The 26,008-nt window shown below is 46.2% G+C and carries 19 protein-coding genes; 16 read left to right on the top strand and 3 right to left on the bottom strand.

What is annotated here, in order from left to right; translation table 11 throughout:
* Positions 1-163 precede the first annotated feature (163 nt).
* The 5 genes from C170_RS31495 (at position 164) to C170_RS16375 (ending at position 11,065) form a co-directional block, all read left to right on the top strand.
* Positions 164-4,432: an S-layer homology domain-containing protein gene (locus C170_RS31495; RefSeq protein WP_036611779.1), complete on the top strand. Its 4,269-nt coding sequence runs from the start codon at positions 164-166 to the stop codon at positions 4,430-4,432.
* A gap of 339 nt (positions 4,433-4,771) precedes the next feature.
* Positions 4,772-6,880: a TerD family protein gene (locus tag C170_RS16390; RefSeq protein WP_036611776.1), complete on the top strand. Its 2,109-nt coding sequence runs from the start codon at positions 4,772-4,774 to the stop codon at positions 6,878-6,880.
* 169 nt (positions 6,881-7,049) lie between these two features.
* Positions 7,050-7,922 carry an AraC family transcriptional regulator gene (locus C170_RS16385; protein ID WP_036611771.1) on the top strand — a complete coding sequence of 291 codons (873 nt, stop codon included), beginning with the start codon at positions 7,050-7,052 and terminating at the stop codon, positions 7,920-7,922.
* A 352-nt stretch (positions 7,923-8,274) separates the two neighbouring features.
* Positions 8,275-9,900 (top strand): rhamnogalacturonan lyase B N-terminal domain-containing protein, encoded by a 1,626-nt coding sequence (locus C170_RS16380; protein ID WP_036611768.1) that lies wholly within the window; start codon positions 8,275-8,277, stop codon positions 9,898-9,900.
* Between the two features lie 214 nt (positions 9,901-10,114).
* Positions 10,115-11,065, top strand: coding sequence for an SMI1/KNR4 family protein (locus C170_RS16375; RefSeq protein ID WP_036611765.1), 951 nt, complete (start codon positions 10,115-10,117; stop codon positions 11,063-11,065).
* A 138-nt stretch (positions 11,066-11,203) separates the two neighbouring features.
* Here the strand turns inward: C170_RS16375 and C170_RS16370 are convergent, their stop codons facing one another.
* Positions 11,204-11,701, bottom strand: a complete 498-nt coding sequence (locus tag C170_RS16370) for a DinB family protein (protein WP_036611762.1) — start codon at positions 11,699-11,701, stop codon at positions 11,204-11,206.
* A 175-nt stretch (positions 11,702-11,876) separates the two neighbouring features.
* Here C170_RS16370 and C170_RS16365 point away from each other — a divergent pair, with 175 nt between their 5' ends.
* The 6 genes from C170_RS16365 (at position 11,877) to C170_RS16340 (ending at position 20,153) form a co-directional block, all read left to right on the top strand.
* Positions 11,877-13,034 (top strand): response regulator, encoded by a 1,158-nt coding sequence (locus C170_RS16365; RefSeq protein WP_036611759.1) that lies wholly within the window; start codon positions 11,877-11,879, stop codon positions 13,032-13,034.
* Between the two features lie 3 nt (positions 13,035-13,037).
* A complete protein-coding gene (locus C170_RS16360) occupies positions 13,038-16,175 on the top strand; it encodes a hybrid sensor histidine kinase/response regulator (RefSeq protein ID WP_036611756.1) in 3,138 nt (1,045 codons plus the stop codon).
* A gap of 168 nt (positions 16,176-16,343) precedes the next feature.
* Positions 16,344-17,663, top strand: coding sequence for a sensor histidine kinase (locus C170_RS16355; protein WP_036611753.1), 1,320 nt, complete (start codon positions 16,344-16,346; stop codon positions 17,661-17,663).
* Positions 17,635-18,528: a response regulator gene (locus tag C170_RS16350; RefSeq protein ID WP_036611750.1), complete on the top strand. Its 894-nt coding sequence runs from the start codon at positions 17,635-17,637 to the stop codon at positions 18,526-18,528. The genes C170_RS16355 and C170_RS16350 overlap by 29 nt, the downstream gene beginning before the upstream one ends.
* A gap of 67 nt (positions 18,529-18,595) precedes the next feature.
* On the top strand, positions 18,596-18,964 hold the full coding sequence (locus C170_RS16345; RefSeq protein WP_036611747.1) for a DUF4180 domain-containing protein: 369 nt from the start codon (positions 18,596-18,598) through the stop codon (positions 18,962-18,964).
* 64 nt (positions 18,965-19,028) lie between these two features.
* Positions 19,029-20,153, top strand: coding sequence for an SGNH/GDSL hydrolase family protein (locus C170_RS16340; protein ID WP_036611744.1), 1,125 nt, complete (start codon positions 19,029-19,031; stop codon positions 20,151-20,153).
* Positions 20,154-20,293: 140 nt separating this feature from the next.
* Here the strand turns inward: C170_RS16340 and C170_RS16335 are convergent, their stop codons facing one another.
* Positions 20,294-20,860, bottom strand: coding sequence for a dihydrofolate reductase family protein (locus tag C170_RS16335; RefSeq protein WP_036611741.1), 567 nt, complete (start codon positions 20,858-20,860; stop codon positions 20,294-20,296).
* A 69-nt stretch (positions 20,861-20,929) separates the two neighbouring features.
* Here C170_RS16335 and C170_RS16330 point away from each other — a divergent pair, with 69 nt between their 5' ends.
* From C170_RS16330 to C170_RS16315, 4 genes are all read left to right on the top strand, one after another.
* Positions 20,930-21,838 carry a helix-turn-helix transcriptional regulator gene (locus C170_RS16330; protein WP_036611739.1) on the top strand — a complete coding sequence of 303 codons (909 nt, stop codon included), beginning with the start codon at positions 20,930-20,932 and terminating at the stop codon, positions 21,836-21,838.
* A 47-nt stretch (positions 21,839-21,885) separates the two neighbouring features.
* A complete protein-coding gene (locus C170_RS16325; RefSeq protein ID WP_036611736.1) occupies positions 21,886-22,812 on the top strand; it encodes an oxidoreductase in 927 nt (308 codons plus the stop codon).
* Between the two features lie 270 nt (positions 22,813-23,082).
* On the top strand, positions 23,083-23,352 hold the full coding sequence (locus tag C170_RS16320; RefSeq protein ID WP_036611734.1) for a CD3324 family protein: 270 nt from the start codon (positions 23,083-23,085) through the stop codon (positions 23,350-23,352).
* A 185-nt stretch (positions 23,353-23,537) separates the two neighbouring features.
* Positions 23,538-24,092 carry a hypothetical protein gene (locus C170_RS16315; protein ID WP_235200777.1) on the top strand — a complete coding sequence of 185 codons (555 nt, stop codon included), beginning with the start codon at positions 23,538-23,540 and terminating at the stop codon, positions 24,090-24,092.
* 49 nt (positions 24,093-24,141) lie between these two features.
* Here the strand turns inward: C170_RS16315 and C170_RS16310 are convergent, their stop codons facing one another.
* Positions 24,142-25,002 carry a GNAT family N-acetyltransferase gene (locus C170_RS16310; protein ID WP_036611731.1) on the bottom strand — a complete coding sequence of 287 codons (861 nt, stop codon included), beginning with the start codon at positions 25,000-25,002 and terminating at the stop codon, positions 24,142-24,144.
* 268 nt (positions 25,003-25,270) lie between these two features.
* On the opposite strand from C170_RS16310, the gene C170_RS16305 reads away from it, so the two are divergent.
* Positions 25,271-25,864, top strand: a complete 594-nt coding sequence (locus tag C170_RS16305) for a hypothetical protein (protein ID WP_036611729.1) — start codon at positions 25,271-25,273, stop codon at positions 25,862-25,864.
* The last annotated feature ends 144 nt before the right edge of the window (positions 25,865-26,008 follow it).

Genomic DNA, 26,008 nt, shown 5'->3' with positions numbered 1-26,008 from the left:
CCTTGCAGCTTCATTTGCAAGGCTGTTTTTTGTTGTATTTGCTAGTGAAAGGTTTGGTAAGAGTTTGGTAAGAGGCCATGTGTAGAATAAGCAAGATGAGGGTAGATATGATGTTTTGAGTCAGTAAGCAGTCCAAAAATAACATATTAAGTAGGAGGAAACTATGTACACAGCAAAAATCCGGAAGAAACCATGGCAAAGAATTTCCATGCTGGTTCTTTCCTTTATTCTAGCGATTGGAACGTTGCCCATGAGTTTGGCTCAAGCGGAGGCAACTAACCAGACTCCTGTTGGTCCGGGCGGAGTTGGATCCCCTTCACTATGGCTACGACCAGAGCGGGTAAGCGGAGTTGCCAGCGGCGAAAAGGTGAGTATCTGGGAAGATCAAGGCAGTAAAATAAACAACGCAACCCAAAGTACGGAAGCTAATCAACCGACCTATTGGGATGATAAAAATCATAATATCAATTTCAATCCGGTATTGGAATATAACGGCACGAGTAGTTTTATGAATCTGGATGTAAGTAAGCTTCCTCAAGGGAAGAGCCCCAGATCGATCATTACCGTTAGCAAAACCAATAAAACGGGAGGCCTCAATTATATTATTTCATGGGGAGTACAAACACCGAATGCTTATACGGGTATGGGGATGCTTCAGAATAATACAAGGGGCGGCTTGACGACATTTAACAGTGATAGGAACCAAACATTATACACCCCTGAAGGATTCTTGGGCACGACTTTCCCGAACGAGCAATTTGTTACTTGGACAGGCGGAGATACTGGTATAAACCAAGCTAGATTGTACAGTAAAATGAAGCAGGTACAGCAACTAAATGACTGGGGAAAAGATAATGTTAAGCTATGGGATACTGGTAACTCTGGCGGAGCAGTAGTCGGTAAGCTGATCCCAGCAGCTACGGGCATTGAACATTGGCAGGGTACGATTGAAGAAATTATCGTATTTGACCATGCTCTTACGGACGCAGAACGCCAAAAAGTCAGCACATATCTGGCGATCAAATATGGCTACACGATGGATCAGACGACAGCAAATTCATATGTCGATTCAAACATGGCTACGATCTGGGATGCCCAGGAGAACGCAGTCTATACCCATCGCATTACAAGCATCGGTCGAGATGATCAGAGCGGATTGATGCAGAAACAAGCCAAAGCGCAGGAACTGGGATCTACGTTGACGATTGCATTGGGCAACAGTGTTGAGGATACCAATTCTGCAAATAAAAATGAATTCTTAAAGGATTCTTCTTTCTTTACGTTTGGTGACAATGGAGCAAGTACTGAATTCAAAACACCAATTACGAAAGATGGGAAAAAACTACTTGGGATGGAGCGTGTCTTCAAGGTACAGAAAGCAAATTGGACTGAATCACAGATTACACTTCAGGTAGACGAAACGGGAGGTAACCCGGCGTTGCCTCGGTATGTTGTGATCAGCGATGATACTCAATTTGGTAATCCAAACTCATTACATTTAATTGAGAATGGCCAATTAACCCTGAATACCTCTAGTTTTGGTCCGAACTCATACTTTACCATTGCAACTGCTGCTACTCCTTTGACGGTACCGGACGTCACACTGACCGACGATGAGTTGACATGGGAAGCAGTTGCACATGCAGATAAATATGAAGTAACAATCGAACTGGAAGACGGCACGAAGCGGACGGTGGAAGTAACCGGAATGGCGCTTAACCTGTCGCAATTGGTACCATCGCTAGAAGTTGGCACCTACAAAGTGACAGTAACAGCGAAGACGAACAATCCAGCCTATTCAGATTCAGAAGAGTCGAATTCGAAAAGTTATGATGTTATTGATAAGGCGAAGTTGAAAGCCAAAATCGATGAGATTAACGGTAATATCGAAACAGGCGAACTGGACGAAGAGGAGTACACACCAGCGAGCTGGACAGCACTGGATAATGCGATGAATGAAGCAGAGCGAGTGTTGAATGATCCGACAGCGACCCAAGCGCAGGTAAACAAGGTTCTTTTGGATCTGACTGATGCAAGAACGGGCCTAATCCCTACAACATCTGTACCTGTTGTAGATAAATCAGTTTTGCAAGCGAAAGTAACTGAAATTACAGGTGAAAGCCTGGAAGAGTCAGCGTACACACCAGCGAGCTGGGAAGCACTCAAAGATGCGATGAATGAAGCAAATCGAGTGCTTAATGATCTGACAGCGAATCAAGCGCAGGTAGACAAGGCACTTCAGGATCTGACAGATGCAAGAACGGGCCTAATCCCTACAACATCTGTACCCGTTGTAGATAAATCAGTTTTGCAAGCGAAAGTAACTGAAATTACAGGTGAAAGCCTGGAAGAGTCAGCGTACACACCAGCGAGCTGGGTAACACTCAAAGATGCGATGAATGAAGCAGAGCGAGTGTTGAATGAACCGACAGCGACTCAAGCGCAGGTAGATAAGGCACTTCAGGATCTGACAGATGCAAGAACGGGCCTAATCCCTACAACATCTGTACCCGTTGTAGATAAATCAGTTTTGCAAGCGAAAGTAACTGAAATTACAGGTGAAAGCCTGGAAGAGTCAGCGTACACACCAGCGAGCTGGGAAGCACTCAAAGATGCGATGAATGAAGCAAATCGAGTGCTTAATGATCTGACAGCGAATCAAGCGCAGGTAGACAAGGCACTTCAGGATCTGACTAACGCTAGAACGGGACTTACCAAAGTAATTGGTACAGATGAGTCTACGTTGCAAACACTGGTCCCTTCCGTGGGAAGATTGTCTCCGGCTTTTGATCCGGCGAAAGACACGTACACCATCTCTGTGCCGAATAGCGTATATCAATTCCAGCTCACGCCAACGGCACTTGATCCACTTGCGAAGATTGAAATAGCTGTTGGAGATGGAGAATGGAACGAGGTTTCAAGTGGTACTGTAAGTGAGAATCTACCGCTCCAAGTCGGTGGAAATAAGATCGTTGTTAGAGTAACCGATTCACTTGGAAATGTTACGGCGTATAAAATCAACGTGACTAGAGCATCCAGTGACAATGGTAACAATGGTGGAGGCAACAATGGCGGCGGTGGAAATACGGGAGGTAACGGCGGAAGTACACCAGCACCAGCACCTACACCAGCACCAGCACCTACACCTGCGCCAGTACCAACGCCAACTCCGGTACCCGTGAAGGATAATTTGGAAACAACTCGGGATGGTAACCATCAACCATTTGCTACATCCAAACCATCTGACAACAAAGAAACATTGGTTCAAGTTGATCCAGCCAAGCTGAATGTTGCCATGTCACAAGGCACAGGCCAGCAGTTCGCCATTCATTCACCGAATGATGGGGATATGAAGGTGAACGGTTTAACCCTGGAAACACTGAAACAATTGGTGGATCAAGGTTCCAAACTAAACATTAGCAATCCGCTGGCAATCTATCCGGTACCTGGTGGTAAAATGGACGTGAATGGTGTGTCCAGAAAGCTTGGTAATGCAGCGTTGAATGATATTGATGTCCATGTTGATATCGCACGTTCCTCGGATGCTTTGATTGACAGCGCTGAGACAAGAGCCGCATCCCAAGGATACGAGCTACTTGTCACACCGGTTGATCTGGATCTGACGTTTACGAAAGATGGACAGACCGTGCGATCCGGCCAGCTGAACGGTTATGCACCGAAGTATATTGCACTTCCGGAAGGTATCGATCCGAACCGGATTACTACAGGCGTAATCATTAATCCGGACGGTAGCATCTTCCATGTACCAACGGTTGTCACAAAGATCAGTAGTCGTTACTACGCACTCATTAATGACTTGCGTAGCAGCGGAAGTTACTCGGTTATCTGGAACCCACAGGATTTTGAAGATGCCAGATCCCATTGGGGCAAAACCGATGTGAACAACATCGCTGCGAGATTAGATCTTCAAGGTAACGGAGATAACACATTCTCACCGAACCGTCAGGTTACTCGTTCTGAGTTTGCCGAGATTGTTGTGCTTGGACTGGGCTTAATGCGTCAGGATGCACCACAGAATCTATTCCCTGACGTTAACGATTCCGCATGGTTCCGCTCTGCGGTAGCCCTTGCAAATGAATTCGGTATCGTTCGCGGTTACGATAATGGGAACTTCAACGGTAATCAGGAAATCACACGTGAGCAAGGATTTGCTATGGTTGCTCGTGCCTACCGTCTGATTGAGCCGGAAGCGGTAATCAGCCCGGATCAGATGAACTCTGAACTGGAACGTTACAGTGATGCAACGGATGTATCGAATTGGGCCAAAGAAGATGTAGCCCAGTTGATTGCAGCCGGAATCATCCAAGGTAATGGGCCGGAGGTGCTGAGTCCAAAGACCACGATGACTCGTGCCGAGGTTACTGCATTGATTGCAAGAATGTTGAAAGTAACAAACTTGATTGATCAATAAACACAATCTAAAATGAAAAGCCTTTGCTGACATTGGGGGTCGGCAAAGGCTTTTTTCTATTTTTATTAAATTCTTAAATCCATGTCGTAATACTTTCGCCCTGTTGGCAGATCGTGGAATCTGAGATGATGGGTTCACCAGAGGTTCGGGTGACAAACTTTGAACTGCTGGCCTTCAGGCTATTGCGATCCTTCCTTCTACAATCATTGGAGATCATAGGGTCGCAGCTCTCCTGAAGATTTTATTTCAGAGAGGAGGCGTCCAGGCTATCACATTCCTTCCTTCTAACCCTAACCTTTCACGTTATATAGGGATGTGGCTTTCCTGGACTCTTTTATCATGAACAATACGATCTATTTGCGCAGAGCGAATAAACTCATTATTGAATCAAATGAAGGGAAACAACAGTTGCCGAAGACATATCTGGCGACTGCCCTCAAAAATATTGAAGCACTCGGATACACCTTCTCGGATGAGCTAATGCAGGCGATGCGGCAGCTGTCCAAGGAACAATTTGAAACAGTGTATCATCAACTTGTGGCTGATCTAAGAGTCATGGTCGGCGCACATGTGAAGTACACACCGATGTATGCAGGATTCCCAATGCAGGTGATGCAAGCGGATGAAGCGGAGTTATACCTTAATGCGATTATTCATTATCTGACCAACCTGACTGTGGTCTATCCGGATCAACCATCGGTGGAGAGAACGCCTTTGCTGGAGAAGACGGACTTGAAAGTCATTGGTTTGGGAAACCAGCAAGAATTCCAGACACTCATTCGTCAGATCATTGAAGCAAAAGGTTCCATCTCGGAAACAGACAAGGCCGATATCGACACGGTATTGGAGCATGCAGACCCGGAAGACGTGGATGCGCTATTACCCACTGAGATTCCGTTCAAAGAAAATGTGGGCTTTGTGGTCGCCTCGCTGTTGAAGCATGAAAAAGCGAACATCGACCGGATCGGTCCGTATTTCAAAACGGCAAGTGATGTCCTGCGTCTGGCTGTTGCCTGGTCCGATGGTGATGTCAGCCTGGCTGCGGCTTCTCCCTTCCGGAAATTCAAACGCCGCGAGAGACGCCTTTTGCTCGGATTATTGGAGCAGTGTGGCTCCATGACGGAGGATATGCTGCGATATAAGGATCGCTGGATTCGCCTTGGCGAAATTCTGCATCCTTCGGAATATAAGCTTCGGTATCCACGATGCGAAGAAGCCTTTGATATTTTGCGTAATAATAAACCTTATTCGACCTTCAACGGAAGTGTGGAGCTTGCCTTCCAATATCGGAATGTATGGAGTCTGATTGATCTGTTGTCACAGCGTCCAGGTGAATTTGCGAGAAGACTGGATCACTTGTTGCGGATGACCGAAGATGAAGCGTATGTACTGCTCGCATTTGGTGAGGTACTGGAGCAAGTATCTACCCCGGTGTTATTGCAGGTGAGACAGCATTTTGCCCACCGTAATGAACCGCAGGATCTGCGTGTCTTCTTCCCGAAAGGCAATGTAGCCAAAGCTTTTGCTGTTCCGAATGAGCTGCCAGAGATCGATGAAGCCACATGTCAGGATGTCGTGCAATTGTGCGAGAAGGCATTGATAGAGCGCTTCGCAGCCCTTCCCACGCTCGGGAAGACCTATGTCGATCCGCAGCTCCATGATTATCTGGTGCCCTTTTCCCAGAGATCGGCGAGCAAGGCTCTCCATACCATTGTTCGTGGGAGTCGTGTGCCGATGGCGGAGGGAGATACGATTCGTTTCTTCAACTGGTGGAAAGAGGGGGACGTGAATGGCCAGTCTACAGGGCGTGTGGACATTGACTTGTCTGCGGTGATGTACGATAAGGACTGGAACTATGTGGAGCATATTTCCTATACGAATCTGCGATCCTCTAACTATAAGGCTGTCCATAGCGGAGATATCGTGACTGCACCTAACGGCGCAAGTGAGTTCATTGATCTGCATATTCCATCCATCGTGGCTTATGGTGGACGATATGTGGTGGCGACACTGCTATCGTTTACCAGTCATCCGTATTGTGATCTGCCCGAATGTTTTGTGGGCTGGATGATGAGGAAGAAGCCGGGGTCTGGCGAGATTTTCGAACCGTCTACCGTAGCGAACAAAATCGATATTACCGCGGATACGCAGATTGCGATCCCTGTCATTATGGACCTGGTTGAACGTACCGTCATCTGGACAGACCTGGCGCTGACTAGATATCCGGATTACTACAATAACGTAGAGGGGAATCAAAAAGGTATCGTGCTGATGGGCAAAGCACTAACGACTTTACGCAAACCCGATCTGCACGACTTGTTCATGCTCCACGCCAAAGCTAGAGGAGAACTGGTGGATACAATAGATCAGGCGGATACAATCTATTCGGTCGATCAAGGTATTACACCCTATGATATCGAGCAGATTATGGCGGAGTATCTGGTTTGACCTGTTTGACTTGACTACTGGTGATATGTGAATATCAAAGTTAGAAAAGAGTAGCTGATGCTGCTCTTTTTTTCTGGTTTAAATGCAAAGAGCCTACAGAATGGTGCAGGTAATGTCGGATGCAAAGAGAATGACTTTGCTAAGCTTAAATTAACGTGGGAGGGATGATATGGATACGCTGAGGCGGTTAAATGAAGCCTCGAATTATATTGAGGAGCATCTGATGGATGTCGTGGACATGAAGGAGATTTCCCGGATTGCCTGCTGCTCGGAGTATCATTTTACACGCATGTTCTCTTTTCTTAGTGGTGTAACACTCTCGGAATATATTCGACGTCGCCGCTTGACACTTGCAGCCATGGAGTTAAGCCACAGTGACAGCAAAATCATTGATATTGCGCTGAAGTACGGGTATGCATCGCCGGATTCTTTCACTAGGGCATTTCAAAGCATGCATGGCACTACGCCCTCCGAAGCGCGAAACCATGGCCCATCCCTTAAAGCCTTCCCACGGATGACATTTCAACTGACCATTCAAGGAGGAAGCGAAATGAACTACCGTATTGAAGATAAAGAGGCGTTTCGAATCGTGGGTATTCGTAAAAGGGTGCCAATCGTATTCAACGGGGTTAATCCGGAGATCGCTGCGATGTACCAGAGTCTTACACCGGAATTGATCGACACGATTAAGGGGGCATCGAACGTCCAGCCTCTGGGCTTAATTAGTGCTTCGGCCCATTTCAGTGAGGGGCGGATGGCAGAACAGGGAGAACTGGATCATTACATTGGTGCAGCTACGACAAAAGAGACGCCTGAAGGACTGGAACACCTGGAGGTTCCTGCTTCGACGTGGGCTGTATTTACTGTCGTTGGCCCATTTCCAGGCACGCTTCAGGAGGTATGGGGCCGGATCTACGCGGAATGGTTTCCTTCATCGGACTATGAGCTGAGTGAGGGTCCGGAAATGCTATGGAATGAGCACAAGGATGTTACTGTAGAGAAATATAGAAGCGAGATTTGGATACCTATTCGGAAGAGATGATACTGTCTCGAGCTTGGTATCTGCGGGCGCAGCTTTTTGAAGCTGCGTTTTTTGTATTCAGAATTTGCAATCAGATATACGGGCCGTTTTCATTGCAAATATATGTAATATAATGGTATTATTTTATTGGAATTGTAAGAATACTTGTATGTAGAAGAGTGATTTAAAAAGGGGGTGGCGAGATCAGATTTACATGAAGTGATGACTCTATTCTATACGCACGCAGACATAACATTCCATTGATTATGGACAGGCTCACATAGCAGACATATCGATATGAGACGGAAGTGTCAGTTATTATACATTATAATGTAAGCGCTTTATCAAATGAGTTCCAAGGAGGAAATTACTCATGACCAAAAGTATAGTGAGAAAGGCGCTTGGTTTGTTTTTAATCATCGTTATGATCGCAACAGCTGTTGTATACCCTGCATCTACCGGACACGCGGCAACCATTAATGTGACCGATAACGGCTCCAGAATTGAAGTGAACACCGGATCAGGATTAGTCTATGTGGTGAACAAAACCAATGGGGATATTATATCGGCCAAAATGAACGGTACGGAGCTGAACAGCAACAGAGGATCACATATCGGCTCAGGTTTGGGCTCCTCCGCCAATGTGACGTGGAATACCTCTCCTTCAGGATCAACCGTGTTAATCACGGTATCCACAAGCACACTAACTCACTATTATGCTTCACGTGGTGGGGAGAATATCATATACATGGCCACGCATATCACGGCTCAACCTTCGATCGGGGAGCTGCGATACATTTTCCGTGGTAATGGTAGTGTTTTGACAGGTGTTCCGGCGAATTCAAACAACAGGGGTAACACCGGAGCGATTGAAAGTCAGGATGTGTTCGGGTTTGCAAATGGACAGTCGGCCTCCAAATATTATGGTAATGATCAGGCCAAAGATTTATCCGTTCGTGGAGTTACGGGGAATGGCGTCGGTGTGTTTATGGCCTACGGCAATCGGGAAAAAAGCTCTGGTGGTCCATTCTTCCGCGACATCCAGTTCCAAAGTGGAACAGAGACGGAAGTATATAACTATATGAACTCAGGACATGCACAGACGGAGAATTGGCGCCTGGGTCTGCATGGGCCGTACGCTTTGATCTTTACAACGGGAGGTACGCCAAGTGTACCCGACTTCAGCTGGATGTCTGGTCTTAATCTGCAGGGTTGGGTATCCAGTAGGGGGAACGTGGTACTTAATGGCCTCTCCGGGATGGATACAGGGTATGCTTACACAATTGGGTTTGCCAATAGCAACGCCCAGTATTGGGTGGGGACGTCTTCAAGTGGGGCGGCAGCCAAATACAGCATGATCCCGGGCACGTACACTATGACAGCTTATAAGGGAGAACTGGCCGTATATACGGAAACGGTTAATGTCACGGCAGGGCAAACGACGACTCTGAATACACGTACAATCAACAATGACCCGAGTAAAGCCTCTAACATCTGGCGAATTGGTAATTGGGATGGTACACCACGGGAGCTCCTGAATGGACAGACGATTCCGATTCGTCACCCTTCCGATAGTCGCAACCCAAGCTGGGGACCTGTCACCTATGCTACCGGTAGCGCGACCAATCGATTCCCGGCAATCCAGTTCCGTGGTCAGAATTCTCCAACCACAATAACGTTTAATTTGAATGCATCTCAAGCGGCATCTTCTCATACGCTCAACATCGGTATTACCGCAGCCTATAATAATGGGAGACCGAGTGTAACGGTTAATGGACATGCATTAACTAATCCTGCCGCGTCTTCACAGCCCAATTCTCGTAGCTTCACCATTGGTACCTATCGTGGTAACAACACAACCTTTAGCTGGAATGTTCCAGCATCCTACTTCGTCAATGGTTCCAACACTATCACGATTACGCCGATCAGTGGTTCCAGTGACTTGGGTAACTGGTTAAGTGCAGGTTGGGTCTACGATTGTGTTGAATTGCTGAATTGAATGAAGAATTCAATGTAGTGGAAGGAATTAAGGAGGTAGTCTGCCTGGTTTTCCTAACCGGGTTCAGGTTACCTCTTTTAGTCTTGTCATCAGAAATGAAAAGATATCGATTCATGAGATCCCTAAGGATCTTGCTTTGCTGGAGATGGTGATCCGGATAGTGGTATAATTTTCAATACGTAATCATGAGTGAATGAACGGGGAGGAAAAGAGAATGAGAGACGATCTGTTGGTTCAATTGCAAGAGTGGCATGAAGAAGATGAATTTCAGGAAATTGTAGATGCAATCCAAGCGATTCCCGTGGAAGAAAGGGATTATGAGCTGGTTAACCATTTGGGACGAGCGCTAAATAACTTGGAACAGTATGAAGAAGCGGTTGAACAATTCCTGACGGTTGCTAAAGAGGGCACAGGTGACCCACTCTGGCATTATCGGATTGGACTGGCTTATTATTATCTGGAGCAATACGCGCATGCCCAGCAAGCGTTCGAAAGAGCGGATCAATTGGACCCTGAGGATGAAGATACGCTGGAGTTTCTGGGATGGATTCGAAGCAAAATGGAGGAGCCGTCCGAATCTGAACATGAAGTTGAAACGGATCCAGAGGCTGTTGGAGAATTCCATGTACCCGTTGACGTTGTAGCGACCTTTGAAGCGATTCCCAGACCGGAATCCGGCGAATTCTGGAACGATAGTGAGCAGGCACTGGAGCACTATGTGTCCAATCCGCCAAGTGATGGCCTCATTGATTCTGTTGAGGAGCAATTGGTGTTCCGACTGCCGGCTTCCTACATTGAGATGATGAAGCTACATAACGGCGGTATTCCGTACAATCGTTATTTCCCTGTGGCGAACACAGATACGGGAGCTACGGATTATGTTGAAATTGAAGGTATACTGGGCATTGGCCGTGAGAAGCCTCGCACACTAGCGGGTATTCAAGGTAGCTGGAATTTGATTGAACGTGAAGGGTATCCGGAGATTGGTGTGGTCATCGCGGTATCTCCTTCGGAGTCGGGGGTTGTCATGCTCGATTATCGTTCATTCGGTAATGATGGAGAACCTGAGGTCGTTTATGTGAAGAGGGAGAATCCCAAAGAGATCATTCCGCTGGCACCGAACTTTGAGATGTTTATCCAAGGGCTGATGACTCCAGAAGTCTAGTATGAATAATATCATTGTGTTGAAGCGCCTCTATACTAGTGCTAACTAGACAATGTAGAGTATGGTAAAAACAATACAAGCCGCGAGGGAGATACATTCCCTTGCGGCTTGCTTTCGTTCTATCGGAATCTTTCCGGTTTACGCCGGGAAACCGCCACCTGGAGGCGGCCATGCGCCGTAAAAGCGACGCAGCAGAACAATCTCCCCTAGATGGTACGAGTTATGGGAGGCGATATTGCGCAGAAGTCCTGCCTTGGTTTCACCCGGGAAATAGAGCAGTGGATCATCTAATTGTGCAGTTTCTGCAATGGCTACGGCTTGATCAACCCCATCCAAGAAGGCCTGAATATCTGCCTTCCACGTGGCTTCGTCCTGTGGACCCTTCTCCTCAGGCCAGCTCTCACTCACGTTAGCAGGGAGTTGTGGCTTGCGTCCTTCCAAGTGTTCGAGCATGAATTGCTGCCAATAATGCATGTGCTTCACCAACTGATAGATCGTATATGGCATGGCATCGTGTGTACGAGCAGCAAGTGTGACATCGATATCGGGTAGAGCACGGGCGATGCGGATATGACCACGTTCCCCCACTAATGATTTGACAAGGGCTTGCCCAAAGCTTTGATTAACATCTGACATATGGTACCTTCCTCTCTTCCAAGACCGGATCTGATAACCTGTCTTCTATTTAGTATTATACAATTAAATTGCTAAAAATTAAAAATGGGTAACGAAGAACGCTAAATACTTAAAATGCCTATGATATAATAGTGAAAATAAATCTCAAGACCTCAGGGTCGAGGAGGAAGCTCCTGTGAAAGTGATATTGGTTGACGACGAACGTCTAGCGTTGATAGGCCTTCAAAAATCACTAGAAAAAGAAGTCAGCGGCATTGAAATTATCGCTACATATATGAATCCAACAGAGGCTGTGGCGGGTATTGTGGAGCACCGTCCTGATGTTGTATTTCTGGATATTCATATGCCGGAGATGGATGGTATGGATCTGGGAAGACAGATTCAGGCGGCAACACCGGGCACCGAAATTATATTTGTGACCAGTTACGATCAATATGCGGTGCATGCTTTCGAATTACAGGCTTTGGACTATGTGATGAAGCCGATCCAAAAGGATCGATTGAAGCAGACGGTGAGCCGTGTAAGAGAGAAACTGAGCGTAAAACGCGAGCAGCGGTCAAAGGATACAAACGTACCTTTAATTTGCTGTTTTAATCAGATTCAGTTTAAGCTTCCAGGCAAGGATGTTCAGGTGGCCAAATGGCGTACAAGCAAGGCGCAGGAGCTGTTTGCATACTTGCTTCACCACCGGAACCAGGTCATCCATCGCAGTGTTCTGCTGGAGCTTCTGTGGCCGGGAATGGAAGAGGAGAAGACGACACATCAACTCTACACTGCAATGTATCATGTCCGCCAAACCCTGAAAACTTGCAATATGGATATGATCACGATTCAGAGTGGACACCTGGAGGCAGGCTATCGACTCGAATTGGGTGAGGCTCAGTTGGATAGTGAGCAGTGGGAACGGGAAATCAGGCAATGGAAAGTCGTAGACGCAAGTACCGTTCATGCCTATGAGCAAGCGCTTCATCTATATAAGGGTACCTATCTTGGCAATTATGAATACATGTGGGCTGAACCTGAGCGGGAAAGATTACGCTATCTGTGGCTGTATCATATGAGACAACTAAGTCTGTATTACCAGCAGCATGGGCTGGCGGAGAAAGTGGTCGAGAGTACCCAACGTATCCAGCATATGCTTCCGGACGAAGAAGAAAGTTATTTTATGCTAATGAAGTTATATGATGAAATGCACAACGATCTCGGTGTGGAGGAGCAGTATCGTCTCTTAACCACCAGAATGGAGCAAGATTTGGAGATACCGATCAGTGAGGACATTACCGAATGGTATCAGGACTGGAAGCTCGGTTTAACCAAAGTCATGAAAAAATAATTAATGAAATTACTTCAAACGAAACGTATGGACCGTTACAGATATTTGTTCATCATGCTAATCATTTTTGGAGTGTTAATTGGCATGCGCTCGGTATGGTCTGAGCTATTCCACACAGTAGATGAGCATCGCGCCGTTAACGGGGTGCTTGATTTGAGAGATGTGGATCTGGATCAGTCCCCTGTCATGTACTTGAATGGGGAATGGGAACTTTACCCGGATGAGTTGCTGACCCAACAAGATATTGCGAAGAGGAATGGCGGTGCAAAGACTGTTCAGGTCCCAGGAGACTGGGGGAGTGCACAGAATCAGGAACAAGAGAGTTCGTACGGTTACGGAACATATCGATTGCGCATTTTGACAGATCCACTTCAGACGCCGATAACCTTCTGGTTCAAGGGAATCCGAAGTTCATCCGAGATCGAGTTGAATGGAGACGCGGACGGGGGTATGGGTGAGGTCTCCGCGGATAGCAGTACATATATACCCCGAAGCACTTCATATACAGCGACCTATGATCAGGAAGGAACAACATCCATTGAGTTATTGATACGCGTGGCCAATTACGACAGCCCTTATATGGGCGGAATTAGCAAACCTGTTCGCTTTGGTTCACAGGCAGCCGTTGATTTTTCGCGTTGGTATTCCATTGGTTTTCAGATGCTCACCTTTCTGGTTCTGCTCCTCCACGGCATGTATGCCTGTATTCTTTACGCATTTAATCGACAGGAACGTTCCTTGCTGGTTGGAGCCGTATTAACTTTATCTGTTGGCATCACGGTTACGATGGGTCATGATAATATATTGATGTTATGGCTTCCTATTAATTATACCTGGGGCATTAAAATTCGATTGATCTCATTGTTGCTGCAAAATGCTTGTATCCTTCTGTTATTCCAGAGATTAACGATGGTTCATGTACGAAAGGCATGGCTACAGTGGCATGTTGTCATGACCTTGATCTATACGGCCGTGATTGTGGTGGTGCCCATTCATATTACCTATGCCATGATCGATTACAATGTCATTAACCTATTCTTTCTTGTATCCATGATCTGGTTTCTATACATCGTCGGAACGATGATCTTCAGGAAACAGGCGGACCGGGATATTGTTTTTCTGCTGCTTACTGCAGGAGGCATTATATCCAACCTGATATGGAGTGTGGTCGAGACAGCCAAAGATGTGACAACAGTCTATTATCCCATTGACATTATCTTTGCGATTACCGGCTTCTCCGCCTATTGGTTCAAGAAATACTTCAGGAATGTCAGGGAGAATATGAAGCTGAACACAGAACTGCAGAAGGGCGACAAAATTAAAGATCAATTCTTGGCGAATACATCACATGAACTGCGGACCCCGCTGCACGGGATCATTAACATCGCTCACAACGTGATCACCCGAGAGAAAAACCGGTTGGATGAACGGAGCCTGGAGGATATGGAGTTGCTGATTACGATCGGTCGACGGATGTCACATCTCCTTGGTGATCTACTGGATGTAGTCCGGCTGAAGGAGCACCGCATTGAGTTACGTCAGGGGCCTCTTTCCATACAGTCGGTTGTGCCTGGCGTTATCGCCATGCTGCAATTCATGGCAGAACGAAAACCGGTTCGCCTTCATATGGAGATTCTGGAATCGTTCCCTCAGGTCATGGCTGATGAAGAAAGGCTCGTTCAGATTTTGTATAATCTACTGCATAACGCGCTTAAACATACAGAGGAAGGAAGGATATCCGTAAGTGCCGAAATTCGTGAAGGACATGCTCTGATTCATGTGACGGATACAGGCATTGGCATGGATGAGGATACACGGATGCGTATTTTCCTCCCGTATGAACAAGGATCGTATGGAATCAGTGATGGACAAGGCATCGGGCTTGGACTGAACATCTGCAAAGAGCTCGTAGAACTGCACGGCGGGGCACTTACGGTTCGCTCGGAACTCGGAAAGGGCTCGGTATTCAGCTTCGATCTACCACTCGCGGATGTAGCCGCCGATCAGGCTCAGTCACAACTTCCCCTGATATGGGAACAGGCCGCCGAGATGATGGAAGATGCACCTAGCGGATTCCTGTTACCCCGCCAAGGTATGGGGGACGCGGAAGCCTTGGCGACGGCAGAGATGGCTCCATTGTTAAAAGAGGGGAGAGCCACCATTCTGGCTGTGGATGATGATCCGGTGAATCTGGATGTGTTGGTCAGCATTCTTTCGACGGAACCATATGATATAACTACAGCAGGTTCGGGTCAGGAAGCGATGGAATTGCTCGGGACACGTCAGTGGGATCTGCTCATTACAGATGTGATGATGCCCAATATGTCCGGATATGAGTTAACCCAGAAGGTGAGGGAACAATTCTCGATGTCGGAGCTTCCTGTGCTGCTGTTGACGGCACGAAGTCAGCCGCCAGATATCTACACGGGATTTGCATCGGGGGCCAATGATTATGTCACGAAGCCTGTAGATGCGGTGGAACTGAAATATCGGATACGTGCATTGACCATGCTAAATCAGTCTATCCAAGAGCGCCTGCGCATGGAGGCCGCTTATTTACAGGCTCAGATTCAGCCTCACTTCCTGTTTAATACGTTGAATTCACTTATGGTCTTAAGTGATATTGATACAGAGCATATGCGGAAGCTTGGCGATGCTTTTTCATCCTATTTACGGATCAGCTTCAACTATCTCAACACAGGGGAACTGGTGAAATTATCATATGAGCTGGAACTCGTTGAAGCCTATCTTTTTATTGAAAAAACACGATTTGAAGATCGCTTGTCGGTGGTATTAAACGTAGAGCCGGACCTTCCGTTGCTTCTCCCACCGCTATCCATTCAGCCTTTGATTGAAAATGCCGTCAGACACGGACTATTAAGCCGCAATGTAGGCGGTACGTTATGCCTATCCATCACTCGTCATGAGGGTTATACCCGTATTGAGGTGAAGGATAATGGCAAAGGCATCGAACCGGAGAAGGTTGCAGAACTGCTACATGCTACGCCAGGTGGAAAAGGCGGAATAGGCATTGTGAATACAAACCGCAGATTGCTGCAACGGTATGGTCAGGGATTATCGATCGTAAGTGAGCCGGGTGAGGGCACGATGGTATCATTTGATATTCCGGATGAAATATAAGGAAAAGGCCGCAGAAGTGAAAACTTCCGGCCTTTTTGTTTTACTTGCGTGTTCATTCCCTAATTTTAATTATTTCTAATGCTTCTTTCATATGTTAGTATATTTAACATTAGAAGCGCGGGTTCCGGCATTGGGCGCTAAACGTTGTTATAGTGGGTGAAGAGAACGATGCGCAATTGGGTCAAAAATGAGAATGTGCAGATGACGGCCATTGCCTTTACCACTGCGGTAGGGGCGCAATTCAAGATAAATCCGTTCCGGGAAGATTACTTCCGAATCGGGCTGGGGGTTAGCATCCTTTTATTTCTGCTGATGATCATGCCACACTTGTCTTATGTGAAGACAGGAATCCTGACAGGCATCGCGAATTTGCTGTTTCAGTCAGCAGATCTCATCAATCATGTACAGAGCGTGTCCATACTGGAAAGCATGCGGGACAATCTGGGGGCAGGTGTGTATTATGTGGTCTTTGCCTATGGGCTTAGCAAATTCAAGCATCGATTCCATGAGATGCAGCCTCTTCTGCTCGGCGGGTTAATCACATGTATCGATTTCTCCTCTAATCTTGTTGAGCTGCTTTTTCGCGGAATGTTAAGCGGGACCAATATCTTTTATATGAAGGAATGGTTGTATCTGCTTGTGGTAGGTGGTCTGCGAAGTTACTTTGTGATTGGGCTATATAACAGCATTGCGGTGAGGCAGATGCGGCTTTTGCATGCAGAGCAGGAGAAGCGGATGGAGCAGATGCTGAGTGTGAACTCGGGTCTGTATGGCGAGGTCTTTTACCTGAAGAAAGCGATGAATACGATCGAAGGCATTACAGCTGACAGCTATGATCTATATCGCGATCTCCGGGAGCAGGACTTGAACCAATATAGTCAGCGCACGCTGGGCATCGCTCAGCAGATTCATGAAGTAAAGAAGGATTCACAACGTATTCTAGCGGGTCTGCTGAAGCTGTATGATAATGAAAAAGCGGTCAACATGAGCCTATCTGAAGTACTGAACTTTGCCAGCAAAGCAAACCGAAAATATAGCGAAATGCTTCATAAGCAGGTCGAGATCGATATTGAACAACAGTATGATTGTGAGTCTCCGTATTACATTCCTCTTCTCACGGTAATGAATAACTTGATTGCCAATGCGGTAGAGGCGATTGAGCATGTCGGGACGGTCCGAATTCATGTATATGAGCAAGAAGATGACGTGCATTTCGTCGTGATGGACACTGGAAAAGGCGTACCTGAAGCCAAACGGGATGTTATTTTTGAACCAGGCTATACAACAAAGTTCAATGAAGTTGGCATTGCTGCGACGGGCATTGGCTTGTCCCATGTACGTGATATCGTTCAGTCGTTGGCGGGACAAATTAAGGTAGAGTCGGCGCCTCCGGGAGAGACAGGGACAACATTTGTTATAGCTATTCCCAAAATAAATCTGATCAAGGGGGCCGATGTCGATGACACTTTCTATCATGATCGTGGATGATGATGTGGTAAGTCGGAGCATGCTGCATGATATCATTGAATCCTGTGGTATCGGCGAGCTTGCGGGCATGGCTGAGGGCGGCATAGAAGGAGCACGCATGATCATGGATCTGCGTCCAGATGTGGTGCTGATTGATCTGCTGATGCCGGATCAGGACGGAATTGAGACGGTGGCGAAGCTGAAGCACGGGGGTTATACCGGGAAATTCATCATGATCTCTCAGGTGGAGAACAAAGAGATGGTAGGAGCGGCCTACCAGAACGGCATTGAATTCTTTATTCATAAACCGATTAATCGGGTGGAAGTGGAGCATGTGCTCAGCAAAGTGAATGACCAGTGGAAGTATGAACGATACGTGCTGGAGATCAAGCAGTCGATGGCTCGATTGAATCTGGTGGAAGCGCCGGCCCCTGCCCAAGGTCGTACGGTGCGAGATGCGGCAAGAAGCATTTTAATGGATCTGGGGATCATCGGAGAAAGTGGTAGCAAGGACATCATTGCGCTCATGGAGTATGCGATTGATCAGAAGCAGGTCGCGGAGTGGCCGCCACTGAAGGAGTCCTATGAAGCGGTGGCCCAGACGTACAAGTCCACGCCCAAAGACGTCGAGAAAGAGAGCAAGGCGATGGAACAGCGCATTCGCAGAACGGTAATTGCCGCGTTAACAAACATGGCCTCGATTGGACTCAACGATTATAGCAACCACAAGTTTGAGCATTATGCTCCCCTGTACTTCGACTTCCAGGATGTTCGAATGAAGATGAGAGCCATGGAAGAAGATCAGGCAGGCGACAAAGGCAAGGTTAATATCAAAAAGTTCCTGCATGTGTTCTATATGGAGACGCTTGAAAAGATGAATAATTGAACAACTGAATAACTGAGATATGTTATCTCTTAACCAAAAGCCGATGTCCAGAAGAGGAGAAAGTGAAATGAACATAACTATTGATCAACAAGGCAATTCCAAGGTCGCCATTATTGAAAGTGATGGCATCGTCATCAACAATGCTCAAGATGCACTGGATTTGATGGCTTCGGTAAGGTATAGCGATGATGCCGATAAGCTCATTATCGACAAATCGAACATCACGGAAGAGTTCTTCGAACTGAAAACCAAGCTTGCAGGCGAGATTTTGCAGAAATACGTGAACTATCATGTTAAGCTTGCTATTGTGGGAGATTTCGAAGGACATAACAGCAAGAGCCTGAGAGATTTCATCTATGAGTGCAACAATGGCAAGCATGTTTTCTTTTTGAAAAACAAAGAGGAAGCGCTTCAAAAGTTGCATAATATCAGTTAAGCGTACATCCGAGGCATGTAGAGAGCCTGCTTATAATCTGAGCCAAACGTAGGAGGTTTGCACCGTGATATCTAATGAGAATTTAAAGGTATATGCTCTGCCTGAGATCGGAAATCTTAAAGTGCATGGCAGAACAACTGGAGAGCGATCGCCGTTGACGTTATTTTGGACGGGGAGTGCAGTTGAACTCAATGTACAGGGCTCCGAACTATGGGTTGAAGTAGAGTCGCAGTATGACATGTATGAGTCATGGATCAGCATTCTGATCAATGGTGTTTCGGTGAGCAGACAGATGTTAACGGCGGGAAGGTACTGGGTCTGTGTATTCCGAGGTATGAACGCAGATGTGGTGAAGAATGTACGGATCGTCAAAGATGTTCAAGCGATGAGTGGTGACCCGGGTTGTGCCTTGCAGATTCATGCGGTGAAATCGGATGGAGCGTTCCTGCCTGTGCAGGAAAAACCGTACAAGATCGAGTTCATTGGTGACAGTATTACATCTGGCGAAGGTGCGATTGGAGCGAAAGCGGAGGAAGATTGGATTCCGATGTGGTTCAGCGCCATACATAATTATACGTTTATGACAGCAGAGGCATTGAATGCGGAGTATCGGGTCATCTCGCAAAGTGGCTGGGGTGTGCTGACAAGTTGGGATAATAATCCAAAGGGGAATATCCCCAAGTATTACGAACAGGTCTGTGGCTTGCTTACTGGTGAGCGTAACGAAGCGCTAGGCGCAGGAGATCAGCATGATTTTAGTTCCTGGCAGCCGGATGTGGTAGTCGTGAACCTGGGCAGCAATGATGGGGGTGCATTTCAGTCACCGGAGTGGAAAGACCCCGACACGGGCAAGGTGTACAAGCAGCGTTTGAACGAAGATGGTACGTATCATGAAGAGGATCTGACCGCTTTTGAGAAAGCAGTGGAGCAGTTCCTGTTCAAACTTCGGAAAAACAATCCGGATGCACAACTCGTATGGGCTTATGGCATGCTTGGTTTTCCCATGATGCCTGCCATCTACCGCGCGGTTGATGCGTATACAAAGGGGACAGGAGATCGTAAGGTCTCAATCATCCAGCTTCCTGATACAACCGAAGAGACGGTAGGTGCGCGCACCCATCCAGGCGAGTTATCTCACCGTAGGACGGCAGAGGTGTTAGCGGAATATATACGAGGAATGATAGGATAACTTGATACTTGATACTTGATACTTGATACATGGTAATGGAAAGACCACTCTTTCATGAACGGGTAGCCCAATGGTTAGATGGTGTCTAACTTTATGGTGTCCATTTATCACAAGAATGGTCTTTCCCCTTTTCTACTCATCTAGATATTCGAGGGTGTATCCGCTGTGCCGGTGTTCTGTACCTCATAACGAATCGAAATGATCTGTCCGAGCGTCTGGGTTCGGAGCATTTTAAATTGACTTGGCACAGTGCCTGTCGGGAATAAGGGGATGCCTTCACCAAGAATTTTGGGAATGATGGCGATTTCAATCTCATCCAGTAATTTTTTTGCTAACACAGCTTGAACCAATATGCCGCCACCCACAATCCACACGTCTCCATCAGAAGTTTGTTTTAACCGGGGAATGAGCGTATCTACCTCCTCGGTTGTAAACTGTACATGCGGAGCGGGCGGCTGTTCCGAGCGGGAAAGCACATACGTTGGGCGATCCGCATAGGGAAATTCTTCGGAAAGTGTGAGCACCTCTTCATACGTATAACGTCCCATAACAACGCTACCGATTGTTTTATAAAATGCAGCATACCCGTTGTCTCCACCATCGCCCTCCACATCAAATAACCAATCGACCGAACCGTCCAGTCTTGCGATATATCCATCCAAACTCATAGCAATGTACAAAATTGTTTTGTTATCAGACATGTTCATCGCTCCCTTCTAAAATGTATGATACACTTTAACTATGACAAAAGTTGACGTAGTTAGGATGTTGAATTCATGAATCATCGGAAATTGGCGATCATGCGCCTGATGGATTCCAGACAAAAGTTCACTGCCCGGGAATTGGCAGAACGGTTCGACGTATCGATTCGTACGATCCAGCGAGATCTGGATGCATTGCAGGCGCTGGGTTTCCCTTTGTACACAGAAGTTGGCGTGAACGGAGGATACCGGGTGTTGCCCAATCGGATTTTGCCACCCCTTCAACTGACACAGCAGGAGGCATTAGGGCTGTTTATGATGCTGGAATATCTACAGCAAGTACCGGATTTTCCATATGGATCAATGCGTGAGCATCTGGCTGAGCAATACTTCTCTACTTTGCCCAAAGATGTACAGGATCTCATTATGCGAATGAGAGAGCATATCACCTTTGTCCAACACCCTGGTGGGCATTCCGAGCCTTTAACAACCGAGATATTGGGTGCAGCGGTAGAAAAGAGAGAAATCGAATTTATGTATCATGCCCGCAGTGGTCCTAAAAAAGTACAGGTCTTTCCCTATGGCATCTACTATGAGCAGGGACATTGGTACATGCCAGCCCGGAAGAAGGATCGTGTATTGTTGTATCGGGTGGATCGCATGCAGCAGTTGGTTGTTATGGAATCAGTGGATAAATCTGTTCCAAGTCTAAAGGCATGGCTAGCTGCCAAAGAAGATAGAGCAAGCGTAGAAGTGGTGCTGCGATTCACGGAATTTGGAGCAAGGATTGCTGCGTCAGATGTGTTGTTCAAGTCAGTTGAAGGCCATGAGTGGCGCGGACTGATTCCGCCTGAAGAGTTTTCTTTTACAGCACGAAAGTTACTCTGCTATGGGCCGGAAGTGAAGGTGGTGTCTCCGCTCGAACTGCAACAGCAGGTTAGAGGGATGCTGGAACGGAGTTTAAGTCAGTATGGTGGGGGATAAAAGGATATTAGGGTATCAAGGAAGAGATAAGAAAGGTGTGTAGACAAATGAGCGAAGTTTGGACTAAAGACATCATCCCAACTGTATCTGATAAAGTAGTGATTGTGACAGGTTCGAACGGCGGGTTAGGGTATGAAACGGCATTAGCGTTAGCTGAAAAAGGCGCAAAAGTTATCCTTGCAGTTCGTAATCTGGAAAAAGGTGAAAAGGCAGCTAATAAAATAAAGTCGTCTGTGCATGTAGCTGGAGAGGTAATCGTTATGCAGCTTGACCTTAGCGATTTAGCTAGTATCCGTAAGTTCGCAGCCGCTTTTCTTGAGCAATACGATTCTTTGTCCATTCTCGTTAATAATGCAGGAATTATGAACCCTCCATTCCAGTTGACGAAAGATGGATTTGAATTACAGTTTGGTAGTAATCATCTAGGCCATTTTGCGCTTACGGGTCTACTATTGCCTCGATTGATCTCTACTCCGAAATCGAGAGTTGTCACTGTAAGTAGTATGGCAGCTCATAATGGTGCGATTGATTTTAATAATTTAGATGGCTCCAAAGGATATAATCCCATGAAGTTCTACAGTCAAAGCAAGCTAGCCAATCTGATGTTTGCGAGAGAGCTGCAGAATAAATTTAATTCCGCCAATATTGATTCCATGAGTATCGCCGCTCATCCAGGAATTTCGCATACCAATCTATTTTCCTTCGGTTCGGGGAAACAGACCAATATATTCATGCGCAGTCTTTTGAAAATCATTAGTCAACCGGCACATATGGGGGCATTACCTACCTTATATGCTGCAGCAGATCCGACGATCACGGGAGGGGAGTATATTGCTCCCAGCGGTATGGGCGGCACTAAGGGCTATCCCAAGAGCGCTAAGATCATCGAAAAATTATATGACGCTAACATTTCAAACAAGCTATGGAGCGTATCAGAAGAATTAACAGGGGTATATTACAGATTCGACGTGTAGATTTTGCCATTAGGGAAAGTAAACCTTATTATGGTATAGACAGTTAAAAGTTCTTCAGCACGAATAAGATTACTGAATGGGGGGCTACCATGATTCGATTCATAATAAATTTAACGACCCGCTCTATGCAGAGTCCATGTGATGAACAACGGCGGTTGTTTGCATAGAGCTTGAAATTCTTTTCCGCCATATCATTGTAGTGCATATCCAATGTGTTCATTGTACGACTCTGCTGCCTTAAAGATTTTAACTTTTAAGGAGTGGAGCAACGTGAAATATATTAATGCGGATACAATCTTCCCGGAAGAATTACTCAAAGAAATACAGCGTCATATCTCTGGTGGCTTGATCTATATTCCGAGGCCCAAGGATGCCCACAAGAAGTGGGGCGAGAATTCGGGTGGCAGAAGGATTGTCCGGGAGCGGAACGACGAGATCCGCCAGCTTTTTGCTGCCGGAACAACCATCGATCAGCTTGCGGATCAATACTGTTTATCCATCGATAGCATCAAGAAAATTGTGTATTGCAAAAAGGGATGAAACTATAGAAGCCATGTTCGAGCAATCGAATGTGGCTTTTTCCTGTAAGAATAAAGAATGGTTATTAAAGCTTTTTTACATATTCGAGGTTGTTAATTACGCGTACAATTCATTTGACGGTACAAGGATATGCGTTGAGAGTTCTTGAAAATAACTCCTTAAATCATCTGGTAAGGTTGGTGAATATGAATAATATGAATATAGAAGTGAAATTAACGAATAAAGACGAGGCGTATGTGATTAAAAATATGTACCCGCTATACCTTCATGATCTATCCGGACATTATGGTCTGGGTGGAGAGCATACCCCGAACGAACATGGCATTTTTGAGCCAAGTCCTGATTACAAAACGTTACAGGATCAGTATGATGTACAGAATATTTGGTGGGAAAAACCGGAGTGTCTTTATCCGTTCCTGATGATTGTGGATGGTATACCGGCAGGTTTTGCATTTGTGGTTACTCCGCCATATTGCTCACAAGGCACGGATTTCTTTGTACATGATTTCTTTCTGATGCAGCCGTTTCGAGGTGTAGGTGTTGCTGAACACGCGGCATCGACGATCTTCGGCATGTTTAGAGGAAACTGGGAGTTGTTCACCAATCCATCGGAGAAAAATAAGATTGGCCAATCTTTCTGGCGAAAAACAGTGGATAATTATACTAAAGGTAACTATCGGGGGATGTACGGGCAAACGTTCGATGGTTATAAATTGATTTTTCAATTCTCCAATATATAAAAAGAGAGACCGTCTCCCTTTGCGGAAAACGATCTCTCTCTACTGCCTTTTATAAACTACCGTTGAAATAGTGATACTCAGAATTTACTTCAAAACCAACACTGCGGTACAGATTCAAAGCACGTTTGTTCTCGGTAACAACGGATAAGCGGATATCTGTGTAACTTTGTTTCCTTAGGAGATCAACTAGGATGCTAAGCGCAGTGCGCCCCAGTTTCTGTCCCTGATAAGCAGGCAAGATACAGAAGTTATGAATAAATGCGGTTGTTGCATTAATGGAGTTGACCCGTACCAGCCCAACAGGCAGTTGATTCTGCCATGCAATATAGATGACTCGGCTGGGTTCATTCGTTTGCATAAAGTACTCGCGTGTCCAGTCCTCCGAATCTCCAAAGGCTTGGGAGGAGCAAGTGACCATAAACTCCATATCCTCGGCTTCTGCCACAGACAACGTTAGTTCAGGTGGCTCCACAACCGAAAGGACCTCATTCACAAGTTGCATCGAGTACTCCGCACGATCATAAATGGCTCCAAGGGATTGGGCAGTATGAACACCCGGAGATAAGCCATGAGGAACGCGATAACTGAGTTGGTTAATCCCTTGTGGTTTCATATCCAGGATGGCTCTTTTCAGTAGGCTGCCGAACACACCTTGGCGACGAAAATCTGGGTGTACGATGGCATTAATATTCCCGGTTACGCCGTCGGATGGATACCAACTGAGGAGTCCTACCAAATCACCGTGGCGATAACAGAGGAGTGCATGGTCTCCGTCTTTTTTGCTAATATGGTCAAGGTCTGCTTTCAGATGAATGGAATCAAGCTGTTTACATTGTTGTTCGAGTAAAATAATAGCATCAATCTGTTCCTTGGAATCATAGATCATAGGAACGACTTGATAAGTTGACATAGCTTTCACACCTTCATTGTTGAAGGAAACACGCAGTTATTGGACCCGTAGGCGCTATCCTTCGAGAGTTGGTCCAGTTGTAATTTTGATCATCATTATTATCTCCTCCAAATCACTTCCCGATGACTATAACACAATCTATTATGAACATGATACCGAATGGATGTTATTCACTGGGTGTCTGTTCAGATGTGCCCAATAACTGGACATTATATCCTATTGAAGGGATAATTGAGAGTAATACTGACGAGAAAGGGAGGGGTTAACCATGCGCAAGTTGGCATATGTGATGGGTATATTATTTCTTTCCGCCGCCATGTTAATGGGATGTACATCATCTGAACCAGCGGAAAGCACTGAACCCGTCACTCCACCATCAACGGAACAGCCAAGTGATACGGGGGACCAGAAGGCGACTGCGGAGGAGCAGCAACAAGCGCTCGAAATGTCGCTGGAGTATAAGACAACAGAACTCACTGTGGATGGTAAGGACTATGAGGATACGTTAGAGATGGAAGGGTTATTAGCCAAAGGAGAGACGATGAAGCCGTTCCTGACCTCCAGGAATTATGAGGCTTACATGGCTAATCGATATATTGTCTTGCCTCTTCAGGTTGCACACATCGAACAAGCGAAACTGCATCCTGAAAATATACAAACCAAGATCAAAGATAACAAGAGCGACTGGATTCTGGTGGAATACACGCTTGATCTGAAATTTACAGACGAGAAAGGCAAGGAGTTCAAGTCCATTCCGCTATCGGGCGATATCACCTTTTTGCAAGATCAGGGGGAATGGCGCATTCAGGATGATACGTACAACAGGGATGCATTCGCAGACATCATTAATAATTCTCTATAGTTCATGAAGTGTCTGTGATTCCGGCACATAGGGGTTGTGCTCGAATTATCCATTACGAATAAGCTCTTTCATATTAAGTACGCACTTCAAAGTGCGTACTTTTTTGTGGGTGTGTCCAGCTAAGCGTGCGTCGTCAAAAGGGCT

Source organism: Paenibacillus sp. FSL H7-689 (assembly GCF_000517905.1).
Classification (GTDB): Bacteria; Bacillota; Bacilli; order Paenibacillales; family Paenibacillaceae; genus Paenibacillus; species Paenibacillus amylolyticus.
The sequence above is the reverse complement of the archived record's forward strand: the minus strand, read 5'-3'. Positions and strand labels throughout refer to the sequence as shown.

What these genes read in the sequence shown, in the direction of transcription:
- C170_RS16335 (WP_036611741.1), bottom strand. Translation starts at nt 20,860, where the DNA reads ATGAACATGTCTGATAACAAAACAATTTTGTACATTGCTATGAGTTTG.
- C170_RS16370 (WP_036611762.1), bottom strand. Translation starts at nt 11,701, where the DNA reads ATGTCAGATGTTAATCAAAGCTTTGGGCAAGCCCTTGTCAAATCATTA.
- C170_RS16330 (WP_036611739.1), top strand. Translation starts at nt 20,930, where the DNA reads ATGAATCATCGGAAATTGGCGATCATGCGCCTGATGGATTCCAGACAA.
- C170_RS31495 (WP_036611779.1), top strand. Translation starts at nt 164, where the DNA reads ATGTACACAGCAAAAATCCGGAAGAAACCATGGCAAAGAATTTCCATG.
- C170_RS16380 (WP_036611768.1), top strand. Translation starts at nt 8,275, where the DNA reads ATGACCAAAAGTATAGTGAGAAAGGCGCTTGGTTTGTTTTTAATCATC.
- C170_RS16315 (WP_235200777.1), top strand. Translation starts at nt 23,538, where the DNA reads ATGAATAATATGAATATAGAAGTGAAATTAACGAATAAAGACGAGGCG.
- C170_RS16305 (WP_036611729.1), top strand. Translation starts at nt 25,271, where the DNA reads ATGCGCAAGTTGGCATATGTGATGGGTATATTATTTCTTTCCGCCGCC.
- C170_RS16325 (WP_036611736.1), top strand. Translation starts at nt 21,886, where the DNA reads ATGAGCGAAGTTTGGACTAAAGACATCATCCCAACTGTATCTGATAAA.
- C170_RS16310 (WP_036611731.1), bottom strand. Translation starts at nt 25,002, where the DNA reads ATGTCAACTTATCAAGTCGTTCCTATGATCTATGATTCCAAGGAACAG.
- C170_RS16375 (WP_036611765.1), top strand. Translation starts at nt 10,115, where the DNA reads ATGAGAGACGATCTGTTGGTTCAATTGCAAGAGTGGCATGAAGAAGAT.
- C170_RS16360 (WP_036611756.1), top strand. Translation starts at nt 13,038, where the DNA reads ATGAAATTACTTCAAACGAAACGTATGGACCGTTACAGATATTTGTTC.
- C170_RS16345 (WP_036611747.1), top strand. Translation starts at nt 18,596, where the DNA reads ATGAACATAACTATTGATCAACAAGGCAATTCCAAGGTCGCCATTATT.
- C170_RS16390 (WP_036611776.1), top strand. Translation starts at nt 4,772, where the DNA reads ATGAACAATACGATCTATTTGCGCAGAGCGAATAAACTCATTATTGAA.
- C170_RS16385 (WP_036611771.1), top strand. Translation starts at nt 7,050, where the DNA reads ATGGATACGCTGAGGCGGTTAAATGAAGCCTCGAATTATATTGAGGAG.
- C170_RS16350 (WP_036611750.1), top strand. Translation starts at nt 17,635, where the DNA reads ATGACACTTTCTATCATGATCGTGGATGATGATGTGGTAAGTCGGAGC.
- C170_RS16355 (WP_036611753.1), top strand. Translation starts at nt 16,344, where the DNA reads ATGCGCAATTGGGTCAAAAATGAGAATGTGCAGATGACGGCCATTGCC.